Annotated in this window: 13 protein-coding genes; 2 read left to right on the forward strand and 11 right to left on the reverse strand. The window is 43.6% G+C overall.

Going from position 1 to position 18,435, the window contains the following annotated elements; genetic code table 11:
- Nucleotides 1-69: 69 nt before the first annotated feature.
- From glpC to glpA, 3 genes are read right to left on the reverse strand one after another with little or no spacing between them, the layout of a single operon-like run.
- Entirely contained in the window at nt 70-1,266 is a 1,197-nt protein-coding gene (gene glpC / locus LDO73_RS15220) for an anaerobic glycerol-3-phosphate dehydrogenase subunit GlpC (protein WP_224059126.1), read from the reverse strand.
- The gene (glpB, locus tag LDO73_RS15225) at nt 1,263-2,558 is read right to left on the reverse strand and encodes a glycerol-3-phosphate dehydrogenase subunit GlpB (protein WP_224059128.1); all 1,296 of its coding nucleotides are present in this window, start codon (nt 2,556-2,558) and stop codon (nt 1,263-1,265) included. Before glpB ends, glpC begins: the two co-directional genes overlap by 4 nt.
- Entirely contained in the window at nt 2,548-4,203 is a 1,656-nt protein-coding gene (glpA, locus tag LDO73_RS15230) for an anaerobic glycerol-3-phosphate dehydrogenase subunit A (protein ID WP_224059129.1), read from the reverse strand. Before glpA ends, glpB begins: the two co-directional genes overlap by 11 nt.
- A 434-nt stretch (nt 4,204-4,637) precedes the next feature.
- On the opposite strand from glpA, the gene glpT reads away from it, so the two are divergent.
- Both glpT and glpQ read left to right on the forward strand, forming a co-directional pair.
- Complete coding sequence (glpT, locus tag LDO73_RS15235) at nt 4,638-5,987, forward strand: glycerol-3-phosphate transporter (RefSeq protein WP_224059131.1); 1,350 nt, start codon at nt 4,638-4,640, stop codon at nt 5,985-5,987.
- A 198-nt stretch (nt 5,988-6,185) separates the two neighbouring features.
- On the forward strand, nt 6,186-7,259 hold the full coding sequence (glpQ, locus tag LDO73_RS15240; RefSeq protein ID WP_224059133.1) for a glycerophosphodiester phosphodiesterase: 1,074 nt from the start codon (nt 6,186-6,188) through the stop codon (nt 7,257-7,259).
- 85 nt (nt 7,260-7,344) lie between these two features.
- Here the strand turns inward: glpQ and LDO73_RS15245 are convergent, their stop codons facing one another.
- The 8 genes from LDO73_RS15245 to epmA form a co-directional block, all read right to left on the reverse strand.
- Nucleotides 7,345-8,469, reverse strand: a complete 1,125-nt coding sequence (locus LDO73_RS15245) for a hypothetical protein (RefSeq protein WP_224059135.1) — start codon at nt 8,467-8,469, stop codon at nt 7,345-7,347.
- Entirely contained in the window at nt 8,466-8,729 is a 264-nt protein-coding gene (locus tag LDO73_RS15250) for a PAAR domain-containing protein (RefSeq protein WP_108478407.1), read from the reverse strand. Before LDO73_RS15250 ends, LDO73_RS15245 begins: the two co-directional genes overlap by 4 nt.
- A gap of 23 nt (nt 8,730-8,752) precedes the next feature.
- The gene (locus LDO73_RS15255) at nt 8,753-10,171 is read right to left on the reverse strand and encodes a hypothetical protein (protein WP_224059137.1); all 1,419 of its coding nucleotides are present in this window, start codon (nt 10,169-10,171) and stop codon (nt 8,753-8,755) included.
- Between the two features lie 153 nt (nt 10,172-10,324).
- Nucleotides 10,325-11,272 (reverse strand): SEL1-like repeat protein, encoded by a 948-nt coding sequence (locus LDO73_RS15260; protein ID WP_224059139.1) that lies wholly within the window; start codon nt 11,270-11,272, stop codon nt 10,325-10,327.
- Nucleotides 11,272-12,120, reverse strand: coding sequence for an SEL1-like repeat protein (locus LDO73_RS15265; protein WP_224059141.1), 849 nt, complete (start codon nt 12,118-12,120; stop codon nt 11,272-11,274). The genes LDO73_RS15260 and LDO73_RS15265 overlap by 1 nt, the downstream gene beginning before the upstream one ends.
- A gap of 80 nt (nt 12,121-12,200) precedes the next feature.
- Nucleotides 12,201-14,063 carry a phospholipase D-like domain-containing protein gene (locus tag LDO73_RS15270; protein WP_224059143.1) on the reverse strand — a complete coding sequence of 621 codons (1,863 nt, stop codon included), beginning with the start codon at nt 14,061-14,063 and terminating at the stop codon, nt 12,201-12,203.
- A 16-nt stretch (nt 14,064-14,079) separates the two neighbouring features.
- The gene (locus LDO73_RS15275) at nt 14,080-16,800 is read right to left on the reverse strand and encodes a DUF2345 domain-containing protein (RefSeq protein WP_224059145.1); all 2,721 of its coding nucleotides are present in this window, start codon (nt 16,798-16,800) and stop codon (nt 14,080-14,082) included.
- 283 nt (nt 16,801-17,083) lie between these two features.
- Nucleotides 17,084-18,061: an elongation factor P--(R)-beta-lysine ligase gene (gene epmA / locus LDO73_RS15280; RefSeq protein ID WP_036955971.1), complete on the reverse strand. Its 978-nt coding sequence runs from the start codon at nt 18,059-18,061 to the stop codon at nt 17,084-17,086.
- Nucleotides 18,062-18,435: the final 374 nt, after the last annotated feature.

Below are 18,435 nucleotides of genomic sequence, written 5' to 3' on the forward strand. Positions count from 1 at the left end.
CCATCACTTATCTCCCAAAGGGTTAACTTTATTAATACCTAACTACTTTTCACATTACTCAACAATTGATTATTCGAGCGCGCGAGCCAGCAGCGAAATTGGGTGTTCACATTTCTTACTGGTGGACATTTCAATTTGCCATTTACAGGTTTCACAGTCGGTGATCACCATATCCGCACCGCTCTCTTCAATTTGACGGAACAGCCCAGCCCCAATACCTTGGGAAACTTCGTAGTTCTCTTTTTTGAACCCGTAAGTTCCTGCGATACCACAACATTGTGAATCTAAAACAATCAGTTCTACACCCGGCACACGCTTAATCAGCTCAAGGGTGTAGGACGTCCAACCCATTTTTTCCATATGGCACGGTGTGTGATAAGCCACTTTTAATGGAGTGTGTTTCAGTTTCAGCTCGCGTCCTTCTTCCAGCAGACGATAAATATAGCGGGTCGCTAATTCAATGTTATCGCGCATCTCAGAGGTATCAACATCCAGCACATGGGTATACTCATCACGAATGGTAAATGTACAGGTCGATGAGGTCGCCACGACAGGAATATGTTTCTCCAGAATCGTCTCTTGGAGTGACTCCAAATTCACATTCGCTTGGCGTTTCGCTTGCTTCATAAATCCGTTCGCGATCAGCGCCACACCACAACATTTTTCACGTTTTAGTAACTGCACACCAATGTTCATGCCATTAAAGACTTTAATTAAGTCTTTACCCAATTGAGGGTGGTTATAATTGACAAAACACCCATGAAAATACGCTACTTGCTCTGCAAACTTTGCCTGCTCTGCAGCTTGTTTACCGTACCAACGACGGAAAGTCCCGAATGAGTATTTCGGCAGTTCACGGCGATGGTCTATTTTCAGGGCTTTATCCAGAATTTGGCGAACGGGTTTTAAGCCAGTAATCGTGTTGACTACAGGGGCAAACGGGGTCGATAAGGAACCCATAATGTCCGTATGGCTTAAAATCGCATCACGCAGTTTTGGTTTCTGCTGGCTATAGGTATTACGAGCGCGTGCGATAATGTCGCCAATCTTCACATCAGATGGGCAGGCCACTTCGCAACGCTTACAGTTGGTACAGAATTTCAATGCATCATCGTACATCATCGGATCTTTTAAGCGTAAACGCTCACCGTCAGGGCCCGCTTGTTTTGGCCCCGGATACAGTGGGTTCGCTTTTGCCACTGGGCAATAGGTGGTACAAACGGTGCATTTTATACAGCTTTCAAAGCTTGCATCTTGAATACTCATTGCGCCACCTCCGCCTGCATGGCTTTATCTTTAGCAAATTCATTCACGATTTCATTCGCGGCATATAAACCACTGACTAGCGAAACCCCTGCACCACAACCTTGAGTTAACGGGTCAAATCCGCTTAATACTGCCCCCGCAACATACAGGTTTTCGATGGTTTCTCCGTGTTTTTTACCTCGTAAATTCCCGTCGGTTTGTACACCAAATGCCATATATGGTTGGGAAGCAAAGAACTCTTTGTTCGTCCATTTGGCACGGTCGCCAATTTCGCATAAATCCAAATGCATCAATGGTTCATACACTTGGTCAAATTTCGCCACCAAACCGTTATTAAAGAAACTCCCCGTCGCCAACACAAAATGTTTGGCTTTCAATGAAATATTGCCGTGATTACGAGTTTGTACAGATTCAATACGTGATCCCACGAAATTGACGGAAGTAACTTTATCACCCGGCATCATGATCCCGCCCTGACGGCGGAATTGGCGTAATAGCATTTCATGAAGGCGAATACCTAATAAAGATGGCGGTAATGTTGGCAGTAAAAATAACGGCTTACCTAAGCGTTTCTGTAACTCTAACATTGGCTCTTCACTATCGAGACCAATACACGCAGGCATAAACACTGCATCCGCATTGGCGACTAACGGTGCAATTTCTTCCACGATTTGCGCCATATTTTCAGGTCTATCTAACCAACGAGCGACGTTAATCGCGCGAAACTCGCTTGGGTTTTCTCTTAAACGATCAAGCAGTGGCAAGTGAACATAGCACGCCTCCGCTTCTAACCCTTGACGGTCTAGTTCATCCGCCACCATTTGCGGTTGAAAATCGAGGAAACCTTCAATGCCCACAACCGCAATTTTGCCTAATTCCATCGGTTGATGGAGCGCGGTTGTTGGCACCGATTCAGGGCTGAGCCATGTCATTCGCTTATGACCTAACGGCGTAATACGGTAATGGTTTTCTTCGCAAGAACCTTTTAGATGTAGCCCTGCTTGCTGTAATGTTGCCTGTGCCAATTTAGCCAGCTCAGCGACTTTTTCTGCTCCAATCAAACTGTACGGATGACTCGGTGCTTGCTGTTTTAGCGCTTCCAACATGGATAGCGGCTGCTCGACTTGAGTGCCATCAGGAAGATTCGTTAATAAATCCAATGACCCCGACGAGAAATGTAGTGCGTTCTGCCCGGCACTCACGATGGCGCAAGAAAGTCCTGATTGAGTCAGACGAATTCCACAGATAAGACCGGCAAGGCCTCCGCCCATCACTACTGCATCATATTTCATTCTCTGCCTCCTTCTGAGCAGGCTGGCTCAATGTGCTTTCATTCATGCCGCATAATCCGTGATATACCCAACTGGTGAATTCGCTTTCACGCAAAGCATCCCCCCAAGCAATCGGTCTCACTCCCTTCCAACGCTCATTTAAGAAGTGCCCCAGTTGCTGCTCAGTTTCATGTGGTGTGGTGACGTTAAAACGATTGAGTAATCCAGCCGCGCGGCACGCACAAAGTTCACCTTGGCACGTCCCCATACCCACACGGGTACGACGGCGTAAATCAAGCAAGTTATTGACGGTTAAAGATTCCACCGCATAGCGAACTTCCCCCGCCGTCACCGCTTCACACTCACATACTAAGCTTTTATCTAAACGGTTAGCACTGAGGATCGCAGACGCCCTATCACCATGGCGATAAACCGCAGAACCGCGAATAGGTGCGGGGATAGAGACCACATTACGCAGCGCTTCTTCTGCGCTGTGTTGAGATCCCGGCAGTGGTGCTTCCGCAGTGGTACATGGAGTCGTAACACCCAATTTCTCACAGACTTTGTTGGTCGCCCATTCTGCCATTAAGCGATAAGTCATTAACTTACCGCCCGTAATGGTAATGAAACCATCTAAACCATCGCGTTTTGCGTGGTCGAGTAACACGATACCGCGGCTCACGTTACGACCAGAAGGATCGTCATCGCTCGCCACTAATGGGCGAACACCCGCATACGCGCGTAAAATGCGCGTTGTCGCTAATGCAGGGGATAACATAGAGCCTTCACGGATCAAAATATCCACTTCTTCTGGTGTCACATACATATTATCGATTTGGTCATATTCGATATGCGTTGATGTAGTACCAATCAGAGAAATGGTATCCCCCGGAACCAGAATGTCCGCATCTGCCGGTTTACGACAACGGTTGATCACCATGTTATTAAGACGGTGACCTAAAATAAGTAATGCCCCTTTCGCTGGGAACATTTTGATTTTCAGATCTGCGTATTCGGCAATTTTTTGTCCCCAAATTCCGCCAGCATTCACCACGATTTGTGCATGAATATCATATTGGCGCTTAGCTTGATGATCATAAACAGTCACGCCGCGAACTTTATCCCTTTGGCGGATCAAGCCAATCACTTCATGGTAAGTCAGCACATTAGCGCCATGTTCGCGCGCATCGAGCATATTGGCTGCGGTTAAACGGAATGGATCGACGGTGCCATCGGGCACGCGAACTGCACCAATCAAACGCGGGTTAACTGAAGGTTCTAAGCGAATGGCTTCTGCGGGATCAATCGCTTGAGCATCAATGCCTGCGGATTGGCAAGCTGTGATAAATTGCTGCTGATATTCGAGACTATCTTCAGGTAGGGTAATAAAGAGTCCATCGGTTTTTTCAATACAATGATGGGCAATACGCTTAAGAATTTTGTTTTCTTCTATACACTCTCTTGCCGATTCACTATCTGTCACAGCATAACGAGCGCCACTGTGTAGCAAGCCATGGTTACGCCCTGTTGCACCTGTCGCAATATCATGCCGTTCTAGCAAAACTGCTTTTAATCCACGGCGAGCGCAGTCACGAGCGACACCTGCACCTGTTGCGCCACCACCGATAATGATGACATCCGTTTCAGTCACAGATGAGCCATTCATGTCGCATTCCTCACGTTAATCAATCTTCACTATTCGATAAGTATAGTTTCTATTTTTATAGTCTATAGTTAATATAAGCTCAAAAATGCACTCAATGTTTGATAAGGAACAAAAACGAAAGTCAAAAGTACAAATTAGGTACATCAAAGCGCGGAAGCGTGATAACCCTCACAAAATAATTCACAATTTCAGTTCCATTCCATTCACAAATCGCATTAACTATGCAGCCAGATAAACAAAATCAATAATTGTGCGTTAGATTACAGATAAAATGTTTTTTAACGATTAAGATTTAGCGCAATTAGAAAATAAAAGCGCTTAAAGAAACTCGATTGTTTTCGTTTTTGTTACTTCTCCCATAATAAACGCTCAACAACTTTACAACATATGTGAAATGAAGAGCATATAACTACTGACATGCCATCGGAGGCTTTATGTTACGCATGTTTAAACCCGCCGCTCATATCGAGAGGCTGCCAGCGGATAAGGTAGACCCCGTCTACCGTAAATTACGTTGGCAGATTTTCCTGGGGATTTTCTTCGGTTACGCAGCATACTATTTAGTTAGAAAGAACTTCGCCCTCGCAATGCCTTATCTCGTTGAACAAGGTTTCTCTAAAGGTGACCTTGGTTTCGCATTATCTGGGATTTCAATCGCCTATGGTTTCTCCAAATTTATCATGGGCTCATTTTCCGACCGTGCTAACCCTCGGTACTTCTTACCGGCAGGTTTGATCCTCGCTTCACTTGTCATGCTATTCATGGGCTTCGTACCATGGGCAACCTCTAGCATCATGGTTATGTTCGTGCTGCTGTTCTTATGTGGTTGGTTCCAAGGTATGGGTTGGCCTCCTTGTGGACGTACCATGGTTCACTGGTGGTCACAAAAAGAACGTGGCGGTATCGTTTCTGTTTGGAACTGTGCGCATAACGTTGGTGGTGGTCTTCCTCCATTACTGTTCCTGTTAGGTATGGCATGGTTTAACGACTGGAAAGCTGCGCTGTATATGCCAGCATTCGCCGCTATTTTAGTGGCTATGATTGCCTTCGCATTAATGCGTGATACTCCGCAATCTTGTGGTCTGCCACCAATTGAAGAGTACAAAAACGACTACCCAACAGACTATAAAGCATCTGATGAAGAAGAATTAACAGCTAAAGCTATCTTCATGAAGTATGTATTCCCTAACAAACTTCTGTGGATGATTGCTATCGCTAACGTGTTCGTATACTTACTGCGTTACGGTGTTCTGGACTGGTCACCAACTTACCTGCGCGAAGTTAAACACTTCACAATGGATAAATCTTCATGGGCTTACTTCCTGTATGAATATGCGGGTATTCCAGGAACTCTGCTGTGCGGTTGGATGTCGGATAAAGTCTTCCGTGGTAACCGTGGTGCGACAGGCGTGTTCTTCATGACCTTAGTGACTATTGCAACTATCGTCTTCTGGATGAACCCTCCAGGTAACCCAGGCGTTGATATGGCATGTATGTTGATTATCGGTTTCTTAATCTATGGCCCTGTCATGCTGATTGGTCTGCACGCTCTTGAGCTTGCACCTAAGAAAGCAGCGGGTACCGCCGCAGGCTTTACCGGTTTATTCGGTTATCTTGGTGGTTCTGTTGCCGCGAGTGCTATCGTCGGTTATACCGTTGACTACTTCGGTTGGAACGGCGGTTTTGCTGTGATGATCGGTGGTTCTGCACTGGCCGTTGTTTTACTGTTCGTCGTTATGCTGAGCGAAAGTAAACATAAACGTGAACTCGCTAAAAACCAATAAGCCACCGCTTATGTTGAGTTGATTAGCTAGATTGATGGGTTATATCAAGAAAAGGATATAGCCCATTTTTTTACCCAAAATTAATTATTGGCACAATTTACCATCTGTAAAAGTATTTATTTATAAATTATTTACCTATAAAACTGTTTACCTACAAGCTCTTTACTTACAAATAATGAGTACCAAGGAGATTTACTGATGAATTTTCAATTAAAAACATTAGTCGCAAGTATGGTCTTAGTGATGTCAGTGTCTGCGGCTGCCGAAACGGCAGGTAAAGTGGTGATTGCGCATCGTGGTGCAAGTGGTTATTTACCTGAACATACCCTTCCAGCGAAAGCGATGGCGTATGCGCAAGGCGCAGATTTCCTCGAACAAGATTTAGTGATGACCAAAGATAATGAGCTGGTTGTTCTTCATGACCACTATTTGGATCGCGTCACTGATGTGGCGGACAAGTTTCCAAATCGCGCACGTAAAGACGGTCGCTACTATGCCATCGACTTTACTCTGCCAGAAATTAAGTCTCTGAAATTCACGGAAGGTTTCGATATTGTTGATGGCAAAAAAGTCCAAAGCTATCCAAACCGTTTCCCAATGGGTAAATCTGATTTCCGTGTCCACACCTTCCAAGAAGAGATTGAGTTTATTCAAGGTTTGAACAAATCTACGGGTAAAAATATCGGTATCTACCCTGAAATTAAAGCCCCTTGGTTCCATCAACAAGAAGGCAAAGACATCACCAAGAAAACCTTAGAAGTCCTGAAAGAGTATGGCTATACCAACAAAGATTCTAACGTTTATCTGCAATCTTTCGACCCAATTGACCTAAAACGCATCAAAACGAAACTGATGCCAGAAATGGGAATGGATTTAAAACTAATCCAACTGATTGCTTATACCGATTGGGAAGAAACTCAAGAGAAAAAACCTGATGGAACTTGGGTGAACTATAACTATGATTGGATGATGAAGCCGGGTGCGATGAAAGAGATTGCAACCTACGCAGATGGCATTGGCCCTGATTACCATATGCTCATTAGCGAAGATTCTACGCCAGCCGATATCAAAGTGAACGGTATGGTGAAGGAAGCCCACGCGAACCATATGGCGGTGCATCCATTTACTATCCGTGTGGACAAGCTGCCTAAGTATGCGAAAGATGGTCAGCAGTTATATGACATTATTTATAACCAAGCTGATGTTGATGGTGCCTTTACAGACTTCCCAGATTTAGGCGTGAAGTTCTTAGAACAGCAAAAGCAGAAGTAACTCTCCCTCACTCTCTCGAGTCAATTGCAAGTCAATGACTCGAGAGAGTCTATTCAATCAAAATAACGAAACTCTTATTTAGACTTTAAGCCTGAATTTGCTGCAATAAAAGTTGTGTTTCATTTTGCCGAGCAATAAGGCTGGGATGTGGATATTCACACACCAACGACAGCGCTACCACATGGCGAGCCACACCGCCTTTTCCTAAAAGGGTATCAATATCATAAAGATGCTCTGATAAATTAGGAACTTTCTGTCGTGCATAGCTCTCGATGCATTTTCCTTTATCATTTTCTTTCACGCCACAGTGCCAAACCCTATCCAACTGCTCCCCTGAATACTGAAATTCACACTGTGCTTTCAATGCATTTGCAAAAGATTCTTTATCTGTAGATATCGGACGCAGGAGCTTTGCTTTGATAGGCGCTCTTAAACGTTCGTAAAATCCTTGAGGTGCAAGTAATAGGCTCGCGGCTTCTTCACTCGCTGTCGAATCTAACTGAAACGCCAAAATAGCGTATAGCTTGGGTTCAAAGGCATTTTCATACAATGCTAATAACCATTGACTGAACGACTCGAAGGGTAATATCTCAACGGATTCCAGCGTCAATGACAAACGCGCAGCTTCCCGCTCAATCAGTTCCTGCCAATTAGGCTCATTATCTTCAGCTTGCCAATATAGGGTAATCGGCTGGGAGAGAGAATGTTGATGGTAATACTCAGCAATGGGTGCAAGTAATTTCTGCACCACTATTTCGTGTTTTTCCCATGACGAAAGCGATTTCAATGCGCTTAGCGTCAACACATTATCTTTATTGGGTGGCAATGAAGATAAAGAAATACCATTTTGCTGCTCTTCATCAATTTGCGTTAATCGAGTATGCGTTAGCACCCCAAGGTGCTTGCCTGCCCAATAACGCCATTCTCTGCGCGCATCATTTAACATATTGGTAAAAAGTTGATGGCGATAAGCAGCAATTGAGTAGATAAAAAAACGAATAAAACCCACCAACAGTGCGGGACAAATAACGAACACAATCATCAGCATGGTGTTGCTGGTAGTTGGTGATAGCATTTCATTTGTGGATAAATAGAGGCTCAGCCCAAATCCAAGAACACCCACCATCAGCATAATCAAAAACCAAAGCATCCAACGGGGTACTTTAGGCGCTGGAGGGTGCTCTAATGAAGGTGTTTTCCAACTCATCATGATTGTTCGCCCGACGATGACAGACTAGCGATAAGCGTACAACCACATTCAGTTTGAAAGCCATTCAATGCCGCCTGACGACCGGATATTAAAATGCGCGTTGAACCGGGTAAAATCGCATTAACGCCATGTCCTTTTTTTGGACAATCCACTTTGTCGCCCACTAAAGCGATGGGTTTACCATACATAACAGAGCCAGATGCAGTGATCACTTCACCACCATGAGTGGTTTTGTCACCTAAACGAACAAGTGCGCGCATATTAAGATCCTTTTATTAATGAGCTATTGTGCCATACGTTGAAGTGGAATAAGGAAAGAGGCACCGCCGATACCCGGTTCACTAATAGTACGCCCATAAAGATAATGTATATTTCTTAGATCATCTTCTGACGGCGTTAGCCCCCAAATCCGGCCTAGGTATTGTCGCAGCTCCTCAAAACTATTCGGTGACATTTGCGTGTAATCCATTTGATAAACATAAGAATTATCACCATCAGAGCCAATATTTGCATAGCAATAAGGCTTACCTTCCATTAAGGAGTCAATGATCCCTCTATCACTACTATTTCCTTTGGTTATGACTATCTTGCTGACAGAACCACTTTTCATTCCTTTACGATAAAAAACACCTGATTCGGAATAAAGCTTAAACGCGGCATCACCTGCCAAGGTTTTATTTGAAAAATAAAACTCATGGGCAATATCCATAATATGACTTTCTGGTAAATTAGCTGGAATACCAAAAACACCGATTAGGTCAGCTGGGCATTCGCCAGTTGGCGTGATCCCCCCTTTACCAGAGAAACGTTTATTTCCAGAAAGATAATTTTGTTCTTTTAAATTTTGGTGTTTTTCCGCAGACATTCTTTCGGCTTCGTATTTTGCTTCAATAATTTGTGTACGCTGTTCTCCTGATTTATAAGGAACAATACCAATACTTAAAAATGGCTTATTTTGATTATACTCAGAGTTTGTTGATGCCATATTAAATTGCCAACTTTTTTTCAATTGGCATTGTTGCTTCATTGCTTCAGTCAGCTTAATTCCCCCTGAATTATCATAAGTAATATCAAAGTAATTAGTCAGAGCGTAAAGACTTTCAGATTCATTTTTTCTCTCAACTGAAAATACAGTATTTGAACACGTTAATATTTTGAAGGCGTTTATTACCGTAGGGACTGTTAATATTTCTGAAACTCCGCCGTTATTTTCATGAGCCGTGACACCACTATCGATTAATTTATTATTCTGATAAATCCAATAAGGTTCTGACTCATAATGACTTGAATTTTTGCCAAAAAAAGTGAACGCTACATAATTATTTTTTGAAGGTGGGTTATCAACTTCTTCCATATCAAAATACGTATGAGGTGAATAAAATGCATAAAGTTCACCTTGTTTACTTTTATTCGGTAAATATGCACCATAAACCCCCGTAGATGTACGGATCAACCAAGATTCACTTTTATTGTCATCATGTGAATTTGTAAATATTTGTCCTTTATAATCAGTCTTCCCTGATTCGATAATATGACCATTTTTCATTAGCTGATATGGAATATTCTCACTTCTATCAATAGATACAAGTAAGAACGGAGTGTCTTTTTCTTTTGCTTGTGAAGAAAAAACACTTAACAGCGAAAGTGACAAAATACCGATAGGTTTAAGCAATAGTTTAAATAATTTCGTTTTGTATTTCATATAGTTCCTTTATATTTAATGTAATATTTCCATTGATAGATTAGAAATCTCTTTTATCTACCTGTTAATCAATAATAAACCGTATATCTCTTCAGTAATTTTAAAATTCAGTAATAATTTTACCGTGAAATAAAAAGGAGAGATTCATCTTGGTTATTGCCCCTCTGCCTGTTTTTTATACTCAAAGGTGCCATCCCATTCAGGGAGTTCTGCAGGTGGTAGCGGGACAATCTTATTGATATCAGGGAATTTAGCGTAGGGATTTTTGTCTAATTCATCATGGATTTTCTGGTAGCGCTTAACGCGTTCTAGATCGATTTTTTGACCCAAATAATCTAGTTTATTATTTGGGTCATTAGTATTAAATGCATCGGCTAATGTATAAGCACTTCGTTCATCTCCATATTGAGTTGCTTGTTGAAAATATATAAGTGCTTTTGAATAGTTATTATCTGCCACCCAATAATTCATACCTAAACGATAGGCTGCATTAGCATATCCTTGTTCTGCTGAGCACGCCAACATCGAACGACCTAAATCCAGTCGATAAGATTGTGGCTGAGTGGCATCCATAAAGCGTTGTCCTATCACGTATTGAGCATCTGGGTTTCCCATCACGGCAGCTTTAAGCATATATTGGAATGCAGCTTCGGAGTCTTGATCTACTCCATACCCTTGCTGTAAATAGGTTCCCATAATGAAGTAGCCAAATGGGATGTCCATTTTGATTAAACGTTCAACAAGCTCAATCACTTCCTGCTGTCTAAATTGCCCTTGTGATGGGGCTACATCACCTGCCGCTATCAGCGCTTGCAGGTTACCCATCGCTTTAATATGGTTTTTCATGGCAGCTTGACGATATAGCTCCCCAATATGGGTATAGTCTTTTTTGCCTTTCTGCTTTTCTAAACTCCGTGCTTCCTTAAACCACACATCAGCTTCGGGGTCGAAGGGAGGAAAACGATCTTTTTCTTGTACACAGGTAAATTGAAAATTTTTTAAATTATCATTCATTTTGGTATTGGCAGAGCAGCCTGATAGCCATGCGACCATCAATATTCCACCCAATATTTGCCAATACTTCATGATATGGCTTTGCATTATTGTGGCTCTTTTTGATATTCAAACGAGCCATCCCATTCAGGGAGTTCTGCAGGTGGTAGCGGGACAATCTTATTGATATCAGGGAATTTAGCGTAGGGATTCTTACTTAACTCTTGATCAATCAGCTTATAGCGCCTGACACGTTCAGGATCAATTTTTTGCCCCAAATAATCTAATTTATTATTTGGGTCATTAGTATTAAAAGCATCGGCTAATGTATAAGCTCCAAGTTCGTGTCCATATCGGGCAGATAATTGTAAATAATATAAAGATTTAGTGTAGTCATTATCCGAGTAATTCATACCTAAACGATAAGCTGCATTTGCATAACCTTGTTCTGCTGAGCACGCCAACATCGAGCGACCTAAATCCAGTCGATAAGACTGCGGTTTGGTGGCATCCATAAATCGAAGACCTATCACATATTGAGCATCTGGGTTTCCCAACACTGCCGCTTTAAGCATGTATTGGAATGCAGCTTCGGAGTCTTGATCTACTCCATACCCTTGCTGTAAATAGGTACCCATAATGAAGTAGCCAAATGGGATGTCCATTTTGATTAAACGTTCAACAAGGTCAATGACCTCTTGTTGCCTGAATTGACCTTGTAATGGGGCTACATCACCCGCCGCTATCAGCGCTTGTAGATTCCCCATGGCTTTAACATGGTTTTTCATGGCTGCTTGACGATACAGAGAACCAATACGGGCATAATCTTTTTTGCCTTTTTGCTTTTCTAAACTCCGAGCCTCCTTAAACCACGCATCGGCTTCGGGCTCGAAAGGGGGAAAACGATCTTTTTCTTGCGTACAGATAAATTGAAAGTTTTTTAAATTATCATTCATTTTAGGTTTCGCTCCACAGCCGAAAAGAAAAAAAACAGTAACGCAAATGGTTAAAATACGAGACGGATTCAATGATTGCCCTAATCTAATGCTGACCATGATGTGTTCTCATCTAGAAATTCAATTAAAGAGGCTGTAGGTTTTTCATTCTTGAGTTTTTTGTCTTTGTTTTTTTCAATGATTCTCCCCCAATCTTTATATGTTTGTTCTGGATCATCCGTTGCTTTTCCTGTGTGGAGTTGCCATAAATGTCGGCGCATTGGGGGGATCAGTCCTACTGGGTCACTGTCTTGCAGTACAATATTGAGTTCGCTATCAAAGCGCATACTGCGTAAGTTGATATTGCTGGAGCCGAGGGTTAAAAAAACATCATCCACCATCATCACCTTGCTGTGAACATACACCGGTTGCCATAATGACGGCTTTAATGGGTCTGGCTTCGGCGACACTAAGCTACACACATGTACTTTTAAGCCTTCAATGTTTTTGGCATTTACCGGCGCTGTTTTTTCTAATTCAGGGTGAGCTTTACGGTGGTAATTAGGCACCACATCAGGACGACCGAGGGCTTCTAACATGCGGTAGGTCATATAGCTTCCTGATTGCAAAGCTTTTTCTTCGGTCGAGTTGGTGATCACAAACAGATATAGAGGTTTGTCATACCCCCGCGCTTGGCGCTCCTCAATGGCTTTTTTGATTTTCGCCACAAACGGAGGATAACGAAAATATTGGTTTTCCATATAGATATATTTACGCGCTAAACACAGGGCATTGTTATACAAAGTTTCCACTTCAAAACAGTTGCTTTGAGGCTGGGTGCGGCAAATTTGTGCCATGGTCGGTTTTAAAGGAAAGTTCGGGTCTAAGTCTAATCGCTGGTTGAGTACCTTCATTTTCTCTTCACTGAAACAGTGCTGAGCTGCGGTCATGGTGCTGTATTGATTGAGTTCAGGTTCGGGCCCAATATTTTTTTCCCATGCTTCTACAAAGTTATGATAAAGATGGGAAACGACCCCACCACAGACACAGGATGAATTATCTTGCCACGGGGTTTCCCCATCCCGTCCTTCGGACGCTCTCACCTGAATACCTTGATGGTCATCTTTATCCCAATATGCCGAAAGCATATTGTGTCCCATCACAAACCCCACGGCATTTTCAGGCTCTTGATAATCAATCACCACCACCTTTTGGTGATGGGTGGGGTATAAGGTGAGCAATAGTTTTTGGCGTAACGAGGGGTCAGGATAACACTCTGTTAATTTATCATTAGCCTGCTGTATCGCGTCGTCATTCCCTTGCTTACCCAGTGCTGCGATTAAATCGTCAACTTCCTTTTTATTGCATTCTTCCTTCATGGCATTAAGCCGCTGACTTGCTTCTTTTCGGTCTTTACCCCATGACATTTCACGGTGTTCAACAATGAGGTTGCCTTTACCGATAAGCTTTTTCTTGACGTTATAATGCCACTCTTTATCATATTCATAATCTGCTTTGGTTAGCACACTGGTTTTAACACCGTCCGCACCATAGCCGGGGACATAATCCCCAAAAATATCTTTTTCCGTCCGCTGAGTTTTAAAGGCACCGTAGCCGGGAAAATTCGGGTCAGTGAGTTGCCCGAGTTGTGTAAACCACACCAGAACACGCACTTTGACGTTGCGAACCTCCGCTGCCTCTTTGAGTAAATCCCCTAAGCGCTTGGCGGTTCCTCCGCGGGTAATATACATGGAGGATTGAAATCCCCATGTAATGATATTGATGCTATGCTTGGCTTGCTCGATGGCAGAGGCTAAGGCTTTAAACGCACGTTCACCGTTGATGAGTGGCGCAAATCCAGTCTGTTGCGGTGAATATTCTCCACTTGCAAACCATTGTGGCGTTAAGACAACACAGGTGCCGACTCGTGGCACAATATTGATGGTTTGAGTGGTCTTCTTCATGTTCACAATACGTTCCTTATTTTGTGGTGTCATCGGGGGTTAACAGCGGATTTAAAAGCTGATGAAAGACACTTTTATGGGGCAATCCAGCTTCACCTTTATCCATCATGTTCAGTGGTGGTTCAATCACTCTAAACCCTTGCTGGGCCACATCCTCTTCATCAGGTTCATCCGTTTCTGGCTGTAGGTGAATATCAAAATTTTCACCATTCATCAGTTCAACACGGTATTTTTCTATCGAAACATCATGTTCAATCTGAATATTTCCATTTTCATCGGTGAATCCTTTCGCTAATAGCGCTCCATTACCATATAAAGTATACGGCTCAAACGCACGCGCCTTCATTGGGCTTTGTGGTGACGAGCTCAGTTGAAAACGCAAAGTTTGTTTTGGCATCGATTGCGGAAATTGTGGATGGGTCACATCCATAGACGCAGGGCCTTCAACCACCCAGTTAGTGGCTTTCACCGTTTGGTTGCTGGGGCTGCCGTACTCTATCTGCCCGCCTTTTAAGCGAATATAGGCTCCGCCACAAGTCAGCAATAATTCATCTTTAGCGGCGACCACCGTTTTACCGCCGGTACTGGTGACGGTCATGTCTTTGAGTGAGGTAAGGTGCATTTCATCACTCTGCGCTTGAATTTCGACTTTGCCTTTTGCGGCAAAAGCTTTAATTCCTAGAGTGTGAGCAAATAAGCTAATTGCTTTGCCTGCCGCTAAGGTGATTTTTTTACCGACTGAGATATCGGCCTGTTTATTAGCCGTCAGGGTAATGTTTTCACCACTATTCGCCTGTACGGTCTTGGGTGATGTTAAGGCAATACCCGCAGGCGCACTGAGTAATAGCGCCGCTTGTTGTAGTTCTTGAATCGATTGGGTGAGTAAGGTTTGTTGAGCATTTAAATCGGCCAGTTCGGCTTTTGCAACGTCAGCGGCTTCCCGTAGTGAGCTCACTAAGTTTAATGCATCCTCCAATTGCTGTTTGGCTTCGCGCATATCCAGTTGTTCAGAAGCGGCTTTGGTGCGTAAATCCGTGCTGATAAACAGCCCTTTACCTGCTCGAATAGCGCCCCAACTGTCAGTGCGCAGTTCAAAGCCGTCACCGCGTTTTTCACGTCCTTGATTCACCAAATGCCCTAAATTCAGTTGGGATTTACCGCCGTATTCAGTACTGAGCTTGATGTGCTCTTGCCCGCGCTTATCTTCCATGCGCAGTTTGTTATTTGCGGGGGTTCGGATGACGTTACGGGTATTGTTTTTATCCGTCACATGGTCGGTGCGATGGGAGTCATGCAGCGCATGGGCGATATACGGCCTATCCGGGTCACCCTCATGGAATGCGACTGCAATCTCAGTCCCTTGGATTAACGGAAAGTGCATCCCGTAGGTATCGCCCGCATACGGTTTCGCCAGCCGCAAAGGCATGCTTTCATACCCTGTCGGCTTTTCATCACGGTCTGCATCAAATTTCACCCAGTAAAAGCCGTGTTCATTTTGATGGGCGTAAATATCATGGGATTTGGCGCTGGTGATACGCGCCATTAATGTGCCTGCAATCACGGGACGAGGCTTTAGAACAGGTCGCCAGCACAGTGCTTCGGTGTACGGTGCCGCATCAAACTGAATAGTTAATGCGCTGCTGCGACTGCCTGAAAATCGTAATCGCGTGATTAAAATTTCGGATTGAAAATCCGTGGGTAAGGTTGACGGCAACTGGCTATCAATCACTTTAAAAATCATCAACGGCGTCAGGCGCGGGGAATTGCTTTTTCCTCGCAGCAGCGTTTGACGCGCAAGAAAGCGTTCATGGTCAAGTCGTGACCAGAAATGCGCCGTTTCGGTTTCCGGTTGGTATTTTTCACCGCGCTCAAGGTGGCGGGGTTTATAGTGATACACATCCCCGTAGTTGATGTCCTCCCCTTCACCTCGCGTCATGTCCGTTTCAATGGATTGCAAGGTTAGCAGCGCTTGGCGGTGATTATAGTCTTTGGTGGTGACACTGCGCTCCACCACTTGGTGACGCAACGATAATCCCCACACACTCTCAACGCCATTGTCATTCATGCCAGAAGGGCTATTGAGTGGCAGCTGTAAATCATACACATAGGCGCGTTGGCTATCGCCAAAGTGAATAATTTCCGTCTTCGTGTCGGTCTGAAGACTAAAGGAATAGAAAATCCCCACTTCACTGAGCAAACGCTCAATAAATTGCCAGTCGCTTTCATTGATTTGGTTGATTTGTTCCCGCTTGGGGTATTGGCGCTGTAAATGAAACTCAAATTCCCAGCCCTGCATTTTGTGTTCACGCAAAATAAGCTCAATAACCTCTGGCACGGATTTATTGAGGAAAAAACGGTGAGAGCGCATTTGATGGCGCAGCAACGAAACAAAGGGTTCAATCACAATTTGGTATTGTGCTTCATCTGCTGAACCCGATAATCGCTTAAAATGCGTGACCACGCCATGCACTCGCTTTTGCGGTTCATTCAGTGAACTCAAGGCTGCCAAAGGAATGGTGGGAGATGAAAAGGTAAAATGGGCGGTATGACGAAGAAATTGTTGAGCTTGTAGGTTTTGGACTGGAGAGGTGAACGTTATCTGATAACGATAGGTTTCACTAATGGCTTCTCGCCCAGAGAAAGCTTCAACATCCAATGGAACACTACAACCTTGAACACCCAATTGATAGCGATTATGGAGTGGAGCGATTTTTAAAGCGAGATCCTGTAAGCCCATTCTATTCGTGCTCCTTTTCTGCTTGTTCCGTGGCAACCAGTAATAAAAGCAAAGGTAGAAAGGTCACCAACCCAAATTCATTTTATTTAACTTAAGTTAAACAGAAGACCAGTAAATGAACTTGAAATCAACCATAATTTTCAAGAATGGGACTTATAGAAGAATTATCCGAAAGCATTTAATCCGTTTGTGGTAGAACGGATGGACAGGAAAGAAAAGCACCTTCGTCAATCAATGATCAACGTTTAAGGTGCTTTTTAATGTCATAGATAGAAACTGAGTACTAAGCAATCGTCACTGGGAATGCAATCACATCACTGATTCGTTCGGCATTCAGTGCCAGCATGATTAAGCGGTCAACCCCAACAGCAACACCGGAACATGCTGGTAAGCCGTGCTCAAGCGCTGCAAGCAAGTTTTCATCAATCGGTTGAACAGGTAAACCCATTGCAGCACGTTTGCGATTATCTTGCTCGAAACGTTGGCGCTGTTCGCCCACATCGGTCAGCTCATGGAAGCCATTTGCCAGCTCCATGCCTTTAAAATAGACTTCAAAACGCTCTGCTACACGGTGATCTTCTGTGCTAATCACCGCTAATGACGCTTGCGTTGCCGGGAAGTGATAAACCACCGCAGGCTTCTCTTTACCAATGTGTGGCTCCACGCCCATGGTGAACAGTAGCTGCAACAAGGTATCGCGGTCTTCTTCATTGTCTGCCACATTGCTTAAATCTAAGCGGGCAGCCACTTCACGTAACTCGCTTTTTTCCGCAGAGAGCGGGTCAATGTCTAAGTGGCGTAAAAAAGCTTGCTGATAAGAGAGTAGCTCAGCACTTTCGCATTCCAGCACTTGTTGCAGAAGGTCATCCACTTCATTGATTAGGCGATACATATCAAAGTGTGGGCGATACCATTCCAGCATCGTAAATTCAGGGTTATGGTGTCTTCCTGCTTCTTCATTACGGAAACTGCGGCACATTTGATAGATAGGGCCACTTCCCGCTGCCAATAAGCGCTTCATATGGTATTCAGGGCTGGTCATTAAATATAAATTGATGCCCTGAGCAGCACCGGGTCCCACAAAACGAGTTTCAAATGGAACAAGATGAATGTCAGTCACTGTCGCCTGACTCATTGCGGGTGTGTCTACCTCAAGTACACAGCGATCAGCGAAAAAACGTCTGATTTCCGCAACAATTTTTGCGCGCTGTAACAGGTTAGCGATGGGGGCTGTAGGCAGCCAATTCGCTACTTCACTCATTAAAATAACTCCAAAATAAACTTAGTCGTGCAGTGTACTCACCTCCCCCTTAACACACAATGGAATATTGTGGATATTATGCGCTATCTGAGTATCGATAGGGGATATGATTCAAGGCGAGAAAAGATGACGTGATTATCTCCTGCTTTATATGATTAGGCAAAAAAGCTTTCTTATTAACTTTTAACATTTGGTTAAAAAAAAACAAAAACATGATTTTTTCTTATCGCTTGTGATGCAAATGTTAAAATCAAACTTCGCCGCTCACCTTATTGATACAATTTAAATCTGTTTTTTAGCATTAAAAATTAAGCGACTTACTAAACAGTGAACTCTTTCGCAATTTTATCTTCGATATGATTCTAGAATTTCCT

Origin of the sequence: Providencia alcalifaciens (genome assembly GCF_915403165.1) — a bacterium.
Classification (GTDB): Bacteria; Pseudomonadota; Gammaproteobacteria; order Enterobacterales; family Enterobacteriaceae; genus Providencia; species Providencia alcalifaciens_C.

Coding starts and splice junctions, on each gene's coding strand:
- glpC (WP_224059126.1), bottom strand. CDS start 1,266: ATGAGTATTCAAGATGCAAGCTTTGAAAGCTGTATAAAATGCACCGTT.
- LDO73_RS15275 (WP_224059145.1), bottom strand. CDS start 16,800: ATGGGCTTACAGGATCTCGCTTTAAAAATCGCTCCACTCCATAATCGC.
- LDO73_RS15260 (WP_224059139.1), bottom strand. CDS start 11,272: ATGCAAAGCCATATCATGAAGTATTGGCAAATATTGGGTGGAATATTG.
- LDO73_RS15245 (WP_224059135.1), bottom strand. CDS start 8,469: ATGATGAGTTGGAAAACACCTTCATTAGAGCACCCTCCAGCGCCTAAA.
- glpT (WP_224059131.1), top strand. CDS start 4,638: ATGTTACGCATGTTTAAACCCGCCGCTCATATCGAGAGGCTGCCAGCG.
- epmA (WP_036955971.1), bottom strand. CDS start 18,061: ATGAGTGAAGTAGCGAATTGGCTGCCTACAGCCCCCATCGCTAACCTG.
- LDO73_RS15255 (WP_224059137.1), bottom strand. CDS start 10,171: ATGAAATACAAAACGAAATTATTTAAACTATTGCTTAAACCTATCGGT.
- LDO73_RS15270 (WP_224059143.1), bottom strand. CDS start 14,063: ATGAAGAAGACCACTCAAACCATCAATATTGTGCCACGAGTCGGCACC.
- glpB (WP_224059128.1), bottom strand. CDS start 2,558: ATGAAATATGATGCAGTAGTGATGGGCGGAGGCCTTGCCGGTCTTATC.
- glpQ (WP_224059133.1), top strand. CDS start 6,186: ATGAATTTTCAATTAAAAACATTAGTCGCAAGTATGGTCTTAGTGATG.
- glpA (WP_224059129.1), bottom strand. CDS start 4,203: ATGAATGGCTCATCTGTGACTGAAACGGATGTCATCATTATCGGTGGT.
- LDO73_RS15250 (WP_108478407.1), bottom strand. CDS start 8,729: ATGCGCGCACTTGTTCGTTTAGGTGACAAAACCACTCATGGTGGTGAA.
- LDO73_RS15265 (WP_224059141.1), bottom strand. CDS start 12,120: ATGAATGATAATTTAAAAAACTTTCAATTTATCTGTACGCAAGAAAAA.